Below are 15,169 nucleotides of genomic sequence, written 5' to 3' on the forward strand. Positions count from 1 at the left end.
CGCACTGTCAGGTGCGGGCTTTTTTCTGTGTTTCCTGTACGCGTCAGCCCGCACCGTTACCTGTGGTAATGGTGATGGTGGTGGTAATGGTGGTGCTGATGCGTTTCATGGATGTTGTGTACTCTGTAATTTTTATCTGTCTGTGCGCTATGCCTATATTGGTTAAAGTATTTAGTGACCTAAGTCAATAAAATTTTAATTTGCTCACGGCAGGTTACCAGTTCATAGAGTGCTGGTAGATGCTCTTTTTTTAATCCACACAGAGACATATTGCCCATTGCAGTCAGAATAAAAATCTGAAAACGCTCTTCCTTGTCGTTTTTTATTTGGTGATATTTTTTTCAATATCATGCAATAAACGATGCAACATGGCCGTGTCTCGTTGCTCCAACAGCCCGATGCGTTGTTGTAACCAGTCGACCAGTTTGGTGTCATCTGCCACCGCCAGAGTCGTTAACAATGACATGGCACGTTCACGTAAAGCCTGCAGTTGAAATGGGTCCGCCGTTGCGGCAGATTCCACCGGTTGTTGTATTAATGTTGCTAATTGATAGCAATAGACCATCACCGCCTGTCCCAAATTCAGTGATGGATAATCCGCCACCATTGGCACGCCGGTGAGGACATCAGCAAGCGCCAACTCTTCGTTAGTCAAGCCAGAATCTTCGCGACCAAAGACCAGCGCCGCGTGGTTCATCCATGTCGATTTTTCCTCCAGTAGCGGCACCAGTTCTATCGGCGTGGCGTAGTAATGGTATTTCGCCCGACTGCGCGCAGTGGTGGCAACGGTAAAATCAACGTCGTGTAGCGATTCAGCCAGCGTTGGAAAAACTTTAATATTATCAATAATATCACCAGAACCATGTGCCACCCAGCGGGTAGCTGGTTCCAGGTGTGCCAGGCTATCGACAATGCGCAGCTCGCTAAATCCCATTGTTTTCATCGCCCGGGCCGCTGCACCAATATTTTCAGCTCTGGCAGGTGCTACCAGAATGATCGTTATACGCATGTTGCCACTCTTCTTGATCAAATAACCGCGAATAGAGTGATGAATGTCAACTTATTACGCGGAGAGAATTTACAAATTCGTAACGTAAGTCGCAGAAAAAGCCCTTCACTTAACTTAAAAAAAGCTAAACTATTTCTTGACTATACTAACGGTACAATTGTTAAAAATTGCTACATATCTTTCTGTTTACTTAGGATAATTTTATAAAAAATAAATCTCGACAATTGGATTCACCACGTTTATTAGTTGTATAAGGCAACTAGTTGTATTATTAAAATAATGTGACGAAAGCTAGCATTTAGATACGATGATTTCATCAAACTGTTAACGTGCTACAATTGAACTTGATATATGTCAACGAAGCGTAGTTTTATTGGGTGTCCGGCACGTCTTAGCCTGTTATGTTGCTGTTAAAATGGTTAGGATGGCAGCCGTTTTTGACACTGTCGGGTCCTGAGGGAAAGTACCCACGACCAAGCTAATGATGTTGTTGACGTTGATGGAAAGTGCATCAAGAACGCAATTACGTACTTTAGTCATGTTACGCCGATCATGTTAATTTGCAGCATGCATCAGGCAGGTCAGGGACTTTTGTACTTCCTGTTTCGATTTAGTTGGCAATTTAGGTAGCAAACATGCAGACCCCGCACATTCTTATCGTTGAAGACGAGTTGGTAACACGCAACACGTTGAAAAGTATTTTCGAAGCGGAAGGCTATGATGTTTTCGAAGCGACAGATGGCGCGGAAATGCATCAGATCCTCTCTGAATATGACATCAACCTGGTGATCATGGATATCAATCTGCCGGGTAAGAACGGTCTTCTGTTAGCGCGTGAACTGCGTGAGCAGGCAAATGTTGCGTTGATGTTCCTGACTGGCCGTGACAACGAAGTCGATAAAATTCTCGGCCTCGAAATTGGCGCAGATGACTACATCACCAAACCGTTCAACCCGCGTGAACTGACTATCCGTGCGCGCAACCTGCTGTCTCGTACCATGAATCTGGGTACTGTCAGCGAAGAACGTCGTAGCGTTGAAAGCTACAAGTTCAATGGTTGGGAACTGGACATCAACAGCCGTTCATTGATCGGCCCTGATGGCGAGCAGTACAAACTGCCGCGTAGCGAGTTCCGCGCCATGCTTCACTTCTGTGAAAACCCAGGCAAAATTCAGTCTCGTGCTGAACTGCTGAAGAAAATGACCGGCCGTGAGCTGAAACCGCACGACCGTACTGTAGACGTGACGATCCGTCGTATTCGTAAACACTTCGAATCTACGCCGGATACGCCGGAAATCATCGCCACCATTCACGGTGAAGGTTATCGCTTCTGCGGTGATCTGGAAGATTAATCGGCTTTACCACCGTCAAAAAAAACGGCGCTTTTTAGCGCCGTTTTTTTATTTCCAGATACGTAACTCATCGTCCGTTGTGACTTCTTTACTGGCTTTCATTTTCGGCAGTGAAAACGCATACCAGTCGATATTCCGCGTCACAAACATCATACCTGCCAGCGCCACCACCAGCACACTGGTTCCCAACAACAGTGCGCTATCGGCAGAGTTGAGCAGTCCCCACATCACACCATCCAGCAACAACAGCGCGAGGGTAAACAACATGCTATTGCGCCAACCTTTTAATACCGCCTGCAAGTAAATACCGTTCATTAATGCCCCTATCAAGCTGGCAATTACCCATGCCACGGTAAAACCGGTGTGTTCAGAAAGCGCCAGCAAGAGTAAATAAAACATCACCAATGACAGCCCCACCAGCAAATATTGCATCGGGTGCAAACGTTGCGCGGTGAGCGTTTCAAAAACAAAGAAGGCCATAAAAGTCAGGGCAATCAGCAAAATAGCGTACTTAGTCGCCCGGTCCGTTAATTGATACTGATCGGCAGGCGTAGTGACTGCGACGCTAAACGCCGGGAAGTTTTCCCAGCTGGAACCATTGCCTGAAGCGAAACGCTCACCGAGATTATTGGCAAACCAACTGCTTTGCCATTGCGCCTGAAAACCGGATGCACTTATTTCTCGTTTCGCTGGCAAAAAATCACCTAAAAAACTGGGATGCGGCCAGTTGCTGGTTAAGACAAGCTCACTATTACGTCCCGTCGGCACCACGGACAAATCACCAGTACCGCTTAAATTCAGTGCCATATTCAGCTTCAGGTTCTTCTTCCGCCAGTCCCCTTCGGGTAAAGGGATATGCACGCCCTGCCCGCCTTGCTCCAACCCGGTACCGGGTTCAATGGTCAGCGCTGTTCCGTTAACTTCAGGCGCTTTCACCACGCCAATACCACGCGCATCCCCGACGCTAATCACAATAAATGGCTTGCCTAAGGTGATATTTGGCGCGTCGAGTTCGTTAAGACGCGAAACATCGAAATCGGCTTTTAGCGTTAAATCACTGTGCCAGACCTGACCGGTATAAACACCAATCTTGCGTTCTTCCACATTCTGATTACCATCAACCATCAACGACTCAGGTAACCAGAAATGGATAAAACTTCGTTTCCGCTCCACGGTTTTATCCTCTTCCTGCACCGTATAAAGCTCGGTCACAGGAATAGCGATGAGCGGCCCAACGAGTTTTTGCGGCCCGCTGGTACTTTGGCGAATCGCATCTTCCACATCGCTACGGTAATCGGCACGTTCGACAATCACCTGCCGAATCAGCATTATCGGAATCAACAACAGCAATACTGCACCAAACAGGGTGGTCATTTTCCAGAACAGGGGGGATTTCAACATAGTCTTCTCCTTTGCAATGGCGACAGGATATGAAGGCTATGTGGGAAGAATTTGAAGTTATGTGAAGTGACGGTGAAGTCGAAGCGAGGCCAATACGCCGCCTTCCGGCACGTTGCGCAGCGTGACTTCGCCGTTAAACAAACGGGCAACTTCACTGACAAACGCCAGCCCCAGACCACTGCTTTTTTGCCCATTCGCACGCGGCAAAGAGTAGAAACGCTCAAAAATACGTGACAGCGCGTAGTCAGGAATACCGCTACCGGTATCCTGCACGTTAAGCGTAACGTGTTCCTGCTCCACCCCAGCACTAAGCGTTATGCAGCCATTCTCGGGAGTAAAATCGATAGCATTATCCAGTAAATTCCCCAGCGCCTGTTCCAGCAACGCAGGTTCAGCAGCAACGTTAACCTCGGTGGACATAACATGCAGAGTGATATTTTTTTCTGCCAACTGCACGGTGCGCGCTTCGCTGACGCGGCGAAATAAAGCCGCCACAGCAACCGCAGAAAGAACGACCTCCTGGCGATTCTCCAGTCTTGCCTGGCGTAATAGCGTTTCCACCAGCGCCTGCATTCGCGCATTTTGCGTCAGAATGTTGTCAGTAAAACGAGCCACCACTTCCGGCGGCGGACCTTCGCGTAAAATTTCCGCCGCGCCACGAATTGCCGCCAGCGGACTTTTCAACTCATGAGTTAACGCGTAGACATACTGCTCAATATAGTTTTTCCCTTCCAGCTTCACGCGCATACTTTCCAGCGCCTGCGCTAACTTACGCAGCTCGCTACTGCCGAGTTCAGGAAGCGGAACGGGCTTATTGTCGGTAACGGAATCAGCATAACGAGTGAGTCGGGCAATGGAGTGGTTGATCCACCAAACCATTCCTGCGCCGATTACCAGCGCAATTCCCAGCAAAATGGCGCTCGCCCATAAAATTCGCCGCTCGCTGCGTTTAATCACCGGCGCCATCGCCGCGTTCGGTTTGCCTACGCTCAAAACGCCAATAAGCCGCGTGCCGTCCATAATAGGTGCGGCAACATACATCACAGAACTTTCGGGATCGGCAGGATTTTGCAACGTACTGCGCGCACCATACTGACCACGCAACGTTAGCCATACGTCATTCCAGCGCGAATAATCCTGCCCGACGGCTTTATTGGCCGAATCAAACAATACTTTGCCCTGCGCATCAGTCATATAGACATGATATTCGTTGCGCACTTTGTTGATGCCGCTGATATTGGCGCGAAACGGGCGATTTTGTAGCTGGTTAAATGCCTGCGCCAACTGCCCATGCGTTGGGTCACCAGAGAGCAAATCGGCACGCGCCAGCTCCGCCAGCAACGTTGCCGTATCGATCAACGTCCCTTCCGTCGCCCTTCGCACGCCCGGTTTAACTTCTTTGACAAAAATAGCCAGTACGAACCAGGCGGCTACCGCCACCAGTAAAAAATACCCCAGCAACAGCCGCATGCCGATACGCATTACAGGCTCCTCAGGCTGTATCCCATGCCGCGATGGGTATTGATCGGCGAAAGCTCGGGATTAATAGCGCGCAGTTTGGCACGCAGCGTTTTAATGTGAGTATCGACAGTGCGATCGTAGGTGTCCTGCGCATCTTCCCAGACGCTATCCATCAGTTGCTGACGGGACCAGACGCGGCCCGGCGACTTGAGTAACGTTTTCAGCAACAAAAACTCATACCGTGTTAGCGTTAACGGCGTGTCAAACCAGCTGATCTGCGCCGCGGGTTCATTCAATTCAAAATGACCAATACGGATGACGGGAGACGGCGTTGAGAACTTCTTCACCCGACGCAGTAAAGTGCGCACTCTGGCGCACACTTCGCGGGGTGAAAACGGTTTAGCCACGTAGTCGTCAGCGCCAATTTCCAGTCCAAGCAGGCGATCCACCTCTTCACTACGGGCTGTCAGGAACAGTACAGGTAGCGCCGGATGGATCACCAGCAACTGACGGCACAATTCAAAGCCGCTGATATCCGGCAGACCTACATCGAGAATAATGACGTCGGGAACCTGCTGGCGTGCTTTATCCAGCACCGGCAAGCCTCGCTCAAAGACCTCGACGGCAAAACCTTCCTGCTGCAACATGTAGACCAGCGTGTCGGCTATCCCTTGCTCGTCTTCCACTAACCAGACCGTTTCCCGTTGCATATATCGCCTCTGTTATTGCCGCCACGGCATGACAGGCACCGCGCTAATCGCGTTTTTCGGCGACCCATCTACAACTTTGTCGGAGTAAGCCAGGTAAGCGAGCGCGTTGCGTTTGGCGTCATAGAAGCGTACGACCTGTAACGACTTAAAGACCAGCGACGTACGTTTTTTGAATACCACTTCGCCCTGAGCTTTGCCGTTTTTAATGCGCTCTGACAGTTCAATTGGCCCGACTTGCTGGCAGGAAATAGCCGCATCGGAAGTATCTTCCGCCAGGCCCAATCCCCCTTTAATACCGCCGGTTTTTGCCCGACTCACATAACAGGTGACATTTTTCACATCGGGATCGTCAAAGGCTTCTACGACAATTTTGTGATCCGGGCCGATCATTTTAAATACGGTATCGACCGAACCAATTTCTTCCGCATGTGCCAATGGCCCCAGCATTATCAGGCTTAAAGACAGGATCAAATGCTTGTATTTCATATTGTTACCATTTTTATAAGTTACACAGAGCAATTAGTTCGTCACGGTAAGTAACATATTGATTAAGAACAAAATCTCAACACTTTTATTTCCGTCAAGACCTAAAACATACTCTACTAAGAAAAAAACACTGAATGCTAAAACAGCAAAAAATGCTATTATCCAATTACCTGATGTCAGGTGCTCGTTGTGAAAGGATGAGGATATTTTATGGATCAGGCCGGCATTATTCGCGACCTTTTAATCTGGTTGGAAGGTCATCTGGATCAGCCACTGTCGCTCGACAATGTAGCGGCGAAAGCAGGTTATTCCAAGTGGCACTTACAGAGAATGTTTAAAGATGTCACTGGCCATGCTATTGGCGCGTATATTCGTGCTCGTCGTTTGTCGAAATCGGCGGTTGCACTACGCCTGACCGCGCGCCCAATTCTGGATATTGCGCTGCAATACCGCTTCGACTCTCAACAGACATTTACTCGTGCATTCAAGAAGCAGTTTGCCCAGACTCCCGCACTTTACCGCCGTTCCCCTGAATGGAGCGCCTTTGGTATTCGCCCACCGCTGCGTCTGGGTGAATTCACCATGCCAGAGCACAAATTTGTCACGCTGGAAGACACGCCGCTGATTGGCGTAACTCAGAGTTACTCCTGTTCACTGGAGCAAATCTCTGATTTCCGCCATGAAATGCGTTATCAGTTCTGGCACGATTTTCTCGGTAATGCGCCGACTATTCCGCCAGTACTTTACGGCCTGAATGAAACGCGTCCAAGCCAGGATAAAGACGACGAGCAAGAGGTGTTCTACACGACTGCGTTGGCTCAGGAGCAAGCAGACGGCTATGTACTGACGGGGCATCCGGTGCTGTTGCAGGGCGGCGAATATGTGATGTTTACCTATGAAGGGCTGGGGACAGGCGTACAGGAATTTATCCTGACGGTGTACGGAACCTGTATGCCGATGCTGAACCTGACGCGCCGTAAAGGTCAGGATATTGAGCGATACTATCCGGCAGAAGATGCCAAAGCGGGAGATCGCCCAATTAATCTGCGCTGCGAACTGCTGATTCCAGTACGTCGTTAACGCTGCAGCTCGTCTAATGCAGGGGCGTCCAGATGCGAGATATCCCCTGCTGTTTCAACGACCCAACCAGACGCCAGCCACAGGCTTTCCTGATAATCCACGCGCGAAATAGAACAGTTACGCAGACGTAAGCGGCGTTCTGCCCATGCAGGTAGGCCCAGAATAGTACTCACCAGGCATCCCAGCGCGATACCGTGGCTCACCAGTAGCGGTCGACTTCCCTGCGGCAAATCCCGACAAGATTCCAGTGCAGCATGGACGCGCTCACTCAGTTCCTGCATTGACTCGCCTTCAGGAATACGCCCGTCGACTGTGCCATTTACCAGTTGGCGACGCCAGTTCTCTTCTTCTTCGGTCAGAGAGTCGATATGTCTTTTTTCCAGCACGCCCATATTTAATTCACGCAGGCGGGAATCAAAGATTATGTCACAGCCGCAAGCCTGAGCGATGATTTCCGCCGTGCGCCGGGTGCGACCTAAATCGCTACTGATGATATGTGTGATTCCAAGCTCCTTGGCACGTGCCGCCACCTGCATTGCTTGTTGCTCACCTTTGGCAGTCAGTGGGCTATCAGACTGACCCTGAATACGTCGCTCGGCGTTCCACTGCGTTTCACCGTGGCGGACTAGGTATACCTGTAACATGCTTTTTTTCCGTATACTGCTGTAACGTTAATTTTTGAGTAATCCTGATTATGCACCATGTTGTCTGTGCGACCACCAATCCCGCTAAAATTCAGGCCATTCTGCAGGCATTTCACGAGATCTTCGGCGAAGGATCCTGCCACATTGAGTCCGTTGCCGTCGAGAGCGGCGTACCGGAACAACCCTTTGGCAGTGAGGAAACGCGCGCTGGCGCACGAAATCGGGTAGAAAATGCCCGCCGTTTACATCCAGAGGCCGATTTTTGGGTGGCGATTGAAGCGGGCATTGATGGTGACAGTACCTTCAGTTGGGTGGTCATTGACAACGCCAGCCAGCGCGGCGAGGCGCGTTCGGCTACTTTGCCGTTGCCTGCGGTGATTCTGCAGAAAGTGCGTGAAGGCGAGGCGCTCGGCCCCGTGATGTCGCGTTATACCGGTATTGATGAGATTGGTCGTAAGGAAGGAGCCATCGGCGTGTTTACCGCCGGGAAACTCACTCGCGCCAGCGTTTATCATCAGGCGGTGATTCTGGCGCTAAGTCCGTTTCATAATGCCGTGTATCAGCCATTGTAAACCGGATAAGGCGTTCACGCCGCATCCGGCATTCGGTGCACATTGCCTGATGCGACGCTGCCGCGTCTTATCAGGCCTACAAAATCAATCGCTTTTTAGCAACACGTCTTCCAGCCACTGGCGCAGCTCGACGGGGGCGGCTTTCAGACTGTTAGATCCACGCGTAATGGTCGCGATGCCCGCGCCGAGTTCATTTTTTAACTCGCGCTGGCTCATTTCACCACGCAGCAACTCTTCGACGATACGCACGCGAGTCCCCAATGCTTCGCGCTCATCTGGCGTCAGCATCAGATTTAACAACGGTAAATGGAGATCGTTTTGGTAGGCATTCTTAAGCAGGTCGACAAAACGTAACCACTCCTGGTGACGCTGTTCTGCCATCGCTGCTGAATAGGGTGATTGTTGGGCCATAATATGTCGCCATTGTTAGCGGGGGAAGCAAAATGCCTCCCCCGGTTGTACTCGCTAAAGAGTACGATAGCATATCATAAAGGTTCAAATCAGTAACGACGTCCCCATTCCGTAGCGCTCAAAAGCGTGGGCTTATCGCCCATGAAATAGCGATAGTACGCGTCATAAGCCAGCACATTTTTCACATAACCGCGCGTCTCGGAGAACGGAATACTCTCGACAAACGCCACTGCGTCGATACGCCCGGCGCTGTTACCAAGCCACGTGCGCACCCGCCCTGGACCGGCGTTATAAGCTGCCGAGGAGAAAATGCGGTTATTGCCAAATTGCTGATAAACATATTGCAGGTAACTGGTGCCAATGTTGATGTTCGTTTCCGGATCCAGCAATTGCCCAGGACTGCTATAACCAGGAATAGAGAACATCTTCACCGTCTGAGTCGCCGTACCGGGCATAATCTGCATCAGGCCGCTGGCTCCTACCGGTGATTTCACTTTCGGATTCCAAGCGCTCTCCTGACGGGCAATCGCCATTGCATAGCTTTGTGGGATATCTTTGCCGTTGGTGTAACGTTCGAAGAGATCGTTGTAGGCCAGGGGGAATCGTTCTTCCAGATGATCCCACAATTTCCCGGCGATCGTCGCCTGAACACTGAGATCCCACCAGTGATTATTAAAGGCATAGCGTGCCAATTGCGCCTGCTCTGTTTTTGACTTGCTCTTCACCAGATTGGCCCACTCGCTACGTGCGGTGTTATCCATATTCCAGTACATCAACTCGCGCACGCGCGCCATCTCCGGCCCCTGGATCAGGGCGCTGTCAACGTTCTGCGGCGCTTTATCAATCTTTAGTTGATACTCTTCGCCAATACGTTGCGCAGCGACCATCGGGTAAAATCCACGCTGTTGCATGAGTTGATGCAAAATCTCTTTTGCTTCAGCTTCACGCCCGCGTTCCAGCAGTATATCCGCCTGCCAGTAACGCCATTCATCTTTATCTTTCGCCTCTATTGGCAGACGCGCCAGCCAGGTATTCAGACCACGACGATCGCCAGTGCCAAGCGCCATCCGCACGCGGCGTTCAATTAACGACGTGGATTGCGAACGCATAATCGCGTCATCACGCCATTTCGCCTGTTCGTCGGTAACATCGTTGCCCATCAGACGCCAGGCGACGATATCACGCAGCTCCTGAATCTGATCTTCATTAAGCTGCTGTGCCTGGGCAAGTGAAGGGATCATCAGTCGTGCGTTTTCAGCATCCTGACGCGCCACGCTGGCAAATGCCACCGCCGCCATCTGACGGGTAAAATCGGTCGCGCCGGTGGAACGCGCGAAGGTCAGCACAGTATTAGGATCATTCGCCAGCGAAATGATTGCCGAAGCAATAGTCTGGTAATCGGCAGGCATTTGCCCTGCCAGCACCGTCACCAGCCCGGTATTGCCTGCTTTCATCGCAAGGCGGATACGCTCTAAATACGCCAGGGGTTCTTGTTTGCCGGACGCTCGCCAGACGCTAAATAACTTGTCACAAGCGTTAGGCTGGCTCTTTCCGGTTAGCCACAGCTCTTTCGCCCCCTGCCAGGCTTCTTCACTCTGCCCGGTGTTCCATTTTGCATAGTAGTAATTACACTGGGCTTCGGTTGTGCCTGGCTTTTCCGGGCTAAAGGCTAACAAGCCACGCCAGTCTTCACGCCGCGCCAGTTCATTGACGAAACGAGATTGCAGCGTGCGAGCGGGAGGAAGCGTAGGGTTAGCGCGAACAAAATTAGTGACCGTCACCGCCGGTTGATTCATCAGGTCATCGGTGATCTGGCGATATTCCAGGTAGGGGTATAACGGGTAATCCTTCAGGGATGGCATCATTTGTTCGACCACATCCATTTGTCGGTTATCCCAGGCCTGCTTGATTTGCGCGTAACGACTACGCTGCTCATCCAGTGAGTCGGCTCGCGCCACGCTGCTGACCGTCAGCAGACAGACACCGGCAGCCAACAGCCGCCAGGTAACTTGTTTGGCTTTTTCCACAAGCGCATCCTCTAAGTGTAAATACATCAATGCAGCGTCATGCCGCGTAATAGATTTATGCTAACCAGTCATTGCCGTTTACGCCACGTTACGGACACTTTTTTACTTTTATACTCTAAATAATTCGAGTTGCAGGAAGGCGATAAGTGAGTGAGTCCCCAGGAGCTTACAGAAGTAAGTGACTGGGGTGAGCGAGCGTAAGCGCAGCACATGCAACTTGAAGTATGACGAGTATACTGCGAGGGTGATCGACCGGCTGGGATTAGATAAGGAAACAGGCTACACTTCGCCTTTGAAAACTCATCATCACGATAAACATAGAGGCGAAGTCCAACGTGGCTCAATTCGTTTATACCATGCATCGTGTCGGCAAAGTTGTTCCGCCGAAACGTCATATTTTGAAAAACATCTCTCTGAGTTTCTTCCCTGGGGCAAAAATTGGTGTCCTGGGTCTGAACGGCGCGGGTAAGTCCACCCTGCTGCGCATTATGGCGGGCATTGATAAAGACATCGAAGGTGAAGCGCGTCCGCAGCCAGACATCAAGATTGGTTACCTGCCGCAAGAGCCGCAGCTGAACCCGGAACACACCGTGCGTGAATCCATTGAAGAAGCCGTTTCTGAAGTGGTTAACGCCCTGAAACGTCTGGATGAAGTGTACGCGCTGTATGCCGATCCGGATGCCGATTTTGACAAACTGGCCGCTGAACAGGGCCGTCTGGAAGAGATCATTCAGGCTCACGACGGTCATAACCTGAACGTACAGCTGGAGCGTGCGGCGGATGCGCTGCGTCTGCCGGACTGGGACGCGAAAATCGCTAACCTCTCCGGTGGTGAGCGTCGTCGCGTGGCGTTGTGCCGCCTGCTGCTGGAAAAACCAGACATGCTGCTGCTCGACGAACCAACCAACCACCTGGATGCCGAATCCGTGGCCTGGCTGGAACGCTTCCTGCACGACTTCGAAGGCACCGTAGTGGCGATTACCCACGACCGTTACTTCCTCGATAACGTTGCGGGCTGGATCCTCGAACTGGACCGCGGTGAAGGTATTCCGTGGGAAGGCAACTACTCCTCCTGGCTGGAGCAAAAAGATCAGCGTCTGGCGCAGGAAGCTTCTCAAGAAGCGGCGCGTCGTAAGTCGATCGAGAAAGAGCTGGAGTGGGTACGTCAGGGTACTAAAGGCCGTCAGTCGAAAGGTAAAGCACGTCTGGCACGCTTTGAAGAGCTGAACAGCACCGAATATCAGAAACGTAACGAAACCAACGAACTGTTTATTCCACCTGGACCGCGTCTGGGCGATAAAGTGCTGGAAGTCAGCAACCTGCGTAAATCCTACGGCGATCGCCTGCTGATTGACTCCCTGAGCTTCTCGATCCCGAAAGGGGCAATCGTCGGAATCATCGGTCCGAACGGCGCGGGTAAATCGACCCTGTTCCGTATGATCTCCGGTCAGGAACAGCCGGACAGCGGCACCATCACTTTAGGTGAAACGGTGAAACTGGCGTCTGTTGATCAGTTCCGTGACTCAATGGATAACAGCAAAACCGTTTGGGAAGAAGTTTCCGGCGGGCTGGATATCATGAAGATCGGCAACACCGAGATGCCAAGCCGTGCCTACGTTGGCCGCTTTAACTTTAAAGGGGTTGATCAGGGTAAACGCGTTGGCGAACTTTCCGGTGGTGAGCGCGGTCGTCTGCATCTGGCGAAGCTGCTGCAGGTTGGCGGCAACATGCTGCTGCTCGACGAACCAACCAACGACCTGGATATCGAAACCCTGCGCGCGCTGGAAAACGCCCTGCTGGAGTTCCCGGGCTGCGCGATGGTTATCTCGCACGACCGTTGGTTCCTCGACCGTATCGCCACGCACATTCTGGATTACCAGGATGAGGGTAAAGTTGAGTTCTTCGAAGGTAACTTTACCGAGTACGAAGAGTACAAGAAACGCACGCTGGGCGCAGACGCGCTGGAGCCGAAGCGTATCAAGTACAAGCGTATTGCTAAGTAATGCGTAAAATGCCGGATGCGGGCGCACCAGCATCGCATCCGGTATTAGTTAAATGATTAATGGGAGGCAAGTTCCCGGAAAAAGGCAGGATTTTCTTTAATTGTGGCAAGTACTTTGGCTGCCAATCCCGTTGGATTTCTTCGCTTCGATTCCCAGCTTTTAATGGTGTCCACACTGGTTCCCAGAGCTTTTGCCATCTCACTTTGCGAAACGTTGAGTTGCTCACGAATAGCTTTAACATCCGCAATTTCGTAGCGGGTCCCCCGTGCAGGTTCTTTTAAACCTTGTTTAATCTCGACAGCCTCTTCCAGAGAGGTTTTCAACTCATCAAAAAAACTCATTTTATACCTCGCCTTTGAGCAGTTTCGTCAACTTCTTTAGTTGAGCTTTTTCCGTATCTGTCAGACTGTCTTTGGCATTTTTTGGATAGGCCATAATCAAATAAATAATCTCTTCCGTCGCCAGAAAGTAAATTATTCTGACACTGCTACTTTTTCCCTGTGAACCCGCAGCCATTCGGACTTTACGCAATCCACCAGTCTGCTGAATGAGATCACCTTTATCGGGAGTTCCGATGAGTTCTTTTTGTAATTCCTTTAATTCATCATCGGTTGCAATCTGCTTGATCTGACGCGTAAACATTGGCGTCTCTATAAATATTATCGCCTTGCCCATTACCCCTCCCTGGCAGGTACATTGTACACCAAAATGGAGTACTAAGTACACTTTTGAATCAGTAATCACACTCAACATCTTATAAAGATGATTATCCCTGCTCCCCCATCATCTCCCGCACCAGCTCCACGCAGCGCAGGAAACGGCTGTCGTAATCGTCCTCTTCAACCCGCACGAATTCGATATTGTTCTCTTCCAGCATCTCCACCAGCAAGTTCTGGAACTCTTTGCGATCCACCGAACTACCGAGGCTGCGTAAACCATCCGCCACCCACGGAGTGTTGTTCTCCAGCAGGATCACCAGATCAAAACGGTATTCATCGATCAGCGCCTGCACGAACGGATGCTCGCGTCCTTCGTACTTTTTGCAGAACGCCTGAGTAGTCACAAAATCAGTGTCGATAAACGCCACTTTATTGGCATATTTTACTGCAAAATCAATATATTGTGCGTGTCCCAGCGCGATTTTATCGTAGTCGGAATACTGCAATGCGATCTCATCGCCGCCGAGATGCGAAAAGACATAATCACGACCAAACTCCCACGCACTGGTGGTGTTGAAGATATTGGCGAGTTTGTTTACCAAGGTGGATTTACCGCTCGATTCACCACCGAGGATCGCCACGGTGCGCACAAAAAACGGCTTCACTTCGGTAGGAATATATTCCCAGTAGCGGAACGGGTTTTCGCGGATCTGCGCACCGCTGATACTCATAAAGGTGCGTTTCGGATCGACCAGCACTGTTTCGATCCCCAGATGTTCCATATACTGCGGCGCGTCGGCTTCTTCCGAGGTGTAGATCAGATCCGGCTGGATCCCCTTTTCAGCCATAAACTTTTTGATGCCGTTACTCCACACATCCCAGCCGTGCGGATACGGCTCCATGCCCTCTTCGTTAAAGGCATGAATACGAATGTTTTTTTGATACTTAAAGGTTTGCAATAACCAGCGCAGACGATCCGGCACGGTCGGCTGCTGCGACATGGCACTGTCTTCGAACAACGCGCGGTCACGGGTATCGTCAAAGCCCATAATGATATGCAGCTCGTCAACCTGGCTACAGGCGCGCTGGATAAGGTAGATATGTCCGGTATGCAGTGGGTAGAACTTACCGAATACAACGCCGATCGTTTTCTTCTGCCGTGGAAACTCAAGCCCCAAAAAACGGTGCAACGCCTCCAGCTTTTGCGCGCTGGGGCTTTTGATTTTGGCATTCAGTAACTGGCTTAAATACCCTTTGGTCATACCGCTGGCATCAGCTACCTGCTGTAGCGTGCAGCCCTGTTGCTTGATGGCAGTTTTCAGGTAATCAAATGACGACATATCTCCCTCCGTAT

17 protein-coding genes and 1 other annotated feature (1 of these 18 running past the window's edge) are annotated in these 15,169 nt (G+C 50.9%); of the genes, 4 read left to right on the forward strand and 13 right to left on the reverse strand.

All coding sequences use genetic code 11. The features are described 5' to 3' along the window. Nucleotides 1-108: a sequence feature (Thr leader region), on the reverse strand; it reaches 12 nt to the left of the window's first position. From thrL to yjjY, 3 genes are all read right to left on the reverse strand, one after another. Next, nucleotides 44-109: a thr operon leader peptide gene (thrL, locus tag AACS80_RS03480; protein WP_001386572.1), complete on the reverse strand. Its 66-nt coding sequence runs from the start codon at nucleotides 107-109 to the stop codon at nucleotides 44-46. Its footprint overlaps the feature before it by 65 nt. 213 nt (nucleotides 110-322) lie before the next feature. After that, the gene (locus tag AACS80_RS03485) at nucleotides 323-1,009 is read right to left on the reverse strand and encodes a tRNA/rRNA methyltransferase (protein WP_130204806.1); all 687 of its coding nucleotides are present in this window, start codon (nucleotides 1,007-1,009) and stop codon (nucleotides 323-325) included. A 399-nt stretch (nucleotides 1,010-1,408) separates the two neighbouring features. Continuing rightward, nucleotides 1,409-1,549: a protein YjjY gene (gene yjjY, locus AACS80_RS03490; protein ID WP_057696375.1), complete on the reverse strand. Its 141-nt coding sequence runs from the start codon at nucleotides 1,547-1,549 to the stop codon at nucleotides 1,409-1,411. Between the two features lie 95 nt (nucleotides 1,550-1,644). Here yjjY and arcA point away from each other — a divergent pair, with 95 nt between their 5' ends. Next, complete coding sequence (arcA, locus tag AACS80_RS03495) at nucleotides 1,645-2,361, forward strand: two-component system response regulator ArcA (protein WP_001194358.1); 717 nt, start codon at nucleotides 1,645-1,647, stop codon at nucleotides 2,359-2,361. 48 nt (nucleotides 2,362-2,409) lie between these two features. Here the strand turns inward: arcA and creD are convergent, their stop codons facing one another. Genes creD through creA form a run of 4 tightly spaced genes read right to left on the reverse strand, consistent with a single transcriptional unit; the run spans nucleotide 2,410 to nucleotide 6,419 of the window. Continuing rightward, nucleotides 2,410-3,762: a cell envelope integrity protein CreD gene (gene creD, locus AACS80_RS03500; protein WP_135410925.1), complete on the reverse strand. Its 1,353-nt coding sequence runs from the start codon at nucleotides 3,760-3,762 to the stop codon at nucleotides 2,410-2,412. 57 nt (nucleotides 3,763-3,819) lie between these two features. Further along, entirely contained in the window at nucleotides 3,820-5,244 is a 1,425-nt protein-coding gene (gene creC, locus AACS80_RS03505) for a two-component system sensor histidine kinase CreC (RefSeq protein WP_135410924.1), read from the reverse strand. Beyond that, the gene (creB, locus tag AACS80_RS03510; RefSeq protein WP_130204800.1) at nucleotides 5,244-5,933 is read right to left on the reverse strand and encodes a two-component system response regulator CreB; all 690 of its coding nucleotides are present in this window, start codon (nucleotides 5,931-5,933) and stop codon (nucleotides 5,244-5,246) included. Before creB ends, creC begins: the two co-directional genes overlap by 1 nt. A gap of 12 nt (nucleotides 5,934-5,945) precedes the next feature. Further along, nucleotides 5,946-6,419: a protein CreA gene (gene creA / locus AACS80_RS03515; protein WP_000875488.1), complete on the reverse strand. Its 474-nt coding sequence runs from the start codon at nucleotides 6,417-6,419 to the stop codon at nucleotides 5,946-5,948. 210 nt (nucleotides 6,420-6,629) lie between these two features. Between creA and robA the strand changes: the two genes are divergently transcribed. Continuing rightward, a complete protein-coding gene (robA, locus tag AACS80_RS03520) occupies nucleotides 6,630-7,499 on the forward strand; it encodes an MDR efflux pump AcrAB transcriptional activator RobA (protein ID WP_130204798.1) in 870 nt (289 codons plus the stop codon). On the opposite strand, the gene gpmB is transcribed toward robA, so the two are convergent. Further along, nucleotides 7,496-8,143 carry a 2,3-diphosphoglycerate-dependent phosphoglycerate mutase GpmB gene (gene gpmB, locus AACS80_RS03525; RefSeq protein WP_130259594.1) on the reverse strand — a complete coding sequence of 216 codons (648 nt, stop codon included), beginning with the start codon at nucleotides 8,141-8,143 and terminating at the stop codon, nucleotides 7,496-7,498. The genes robA and gpmB overlap by 4 nt on opposite strands. A 50-nt stretch (nucleotides 8,144-8,193) precedes the next feature. Between gpmB and yjjX the strand changes: the two genes are divergently transcribed. Then, the gene (yjjX, locus tag AACS80_RS03530; protein WP_135410923.1) at nucleotides 8,194-8,715 is read left to right on the forward strand and encodes an inosine/xanthosine triphosphatase; all 522 of its coding nucleotides are present in this window, start codon (nucleotides 8,194-8,196) and stop codon (nucleotides 8,713-8,715) included. 84 nt (nucleotides 8,716-8,799) lie between these two features. On the opposite strand, the gene trpR is transcribed toward yjjX, so the two are convergent. Together trpR and sltY are read right to left on the reverse strand one after the other, a co-directional pair. Beyond that, nucleotides 8,800-9,126 (reverse strand): trp operon repressor, encoded by a 327-nt coding sequence (trpR, locus tag AACS80_RS03535; protein ID WP_000068677.1) that lies wholly within the window; start codon nucleotides 9,124-9,126, stop codon nucleotides 8,800-8,802. Between the two features lie 89 nt (nucleotides 9,127-9,215). Further along, nucleotides 9,216-11,153 carry a murein transglycosylase gene (gene sltY, locus AACS80_RS03540; RefSeq protein ID WP_135410922.1) on the reverse strand — a complete coding sequence of 646 codons (1,938 nt, stop codon included), beginning with the start codon at nucleotides 11,151-11,153 and terminating at the stop codon, nucleotides 9,216-9,218. 335 nt (nucleotides 11,154-11,488) lie between these two features. Between sltY and ettA the strand changes: the two genes are divergently transcribed. Further along, a complete protein-coding gene (ettA, locus tag AACS80_RS03545) occupies nucleotides 11,489-13,156 on the forward strand; it encodes an energy-dependent translational throttle protein EttA (RefSeq protein ID WP_000046754.1) in 1,668 nt (555 codons plus the stop codon). Nucleotides 13,157-13,212: 56 nt separating this feature from the next. On the opposite strand, the gene nadS is transcribed toward ettA, so the two are convergent. The 3 genes from nadS to nadR form a co-directional block, all read right to left on the reverse strand. Then, a complete protein-coding gene (gene nadS, locus AACS80_RS03550) occupies nucleotides 13,213-13,497 on the reverse strand; it encodes a NadS family protein (RefSeq protein WP_135410921.1) in 285 nt (94 codons plus the stop codon). Nucleotide 13,498: 1 nt separating this feature from the next. Beyond that, nucleotides 13,499-13,831, reverse strand: a complete 333-nt coding sequence (locus tag AACS80_RS03555) for a type II toxin-antitoxin system RelE/ParE family toxin (RefSeq protein WP_130259591.1) — start codon at nucleotides 13,829-13,831, stop codon at nucleotides 13,499-13,501. A 91-nt stretch (nucleotides 13,832-13,922) separates the two neighbouring features. After that, complete coding sequence (gene nadR / locus AACS80_RS03560) at nucleotides 13,923-15,155, reverse strand: multifunctional transcriptional regulator/nicotinamide-nucleotide adenylyltransferase/ribosylnicotinamide kinase NadR (RefSeq protein WP_130204790.1); 1,233 nt, start codon at nucleotides 15,153-15,155, stop codon at nucleotides 13,923-13,925. Nucleotides 15,156-15,169 lie beyond the last annotated feature (14 nt).

Origin of the sequence: Escherichia sp. E4385 (assembly GCF_963883145.1) — a bacterium.
Lineage (GTDB): Bacteria > Pseudomonadota > Gammaproteobacteria > Enterobacterales > Enterobacteriaceae > Escherichia.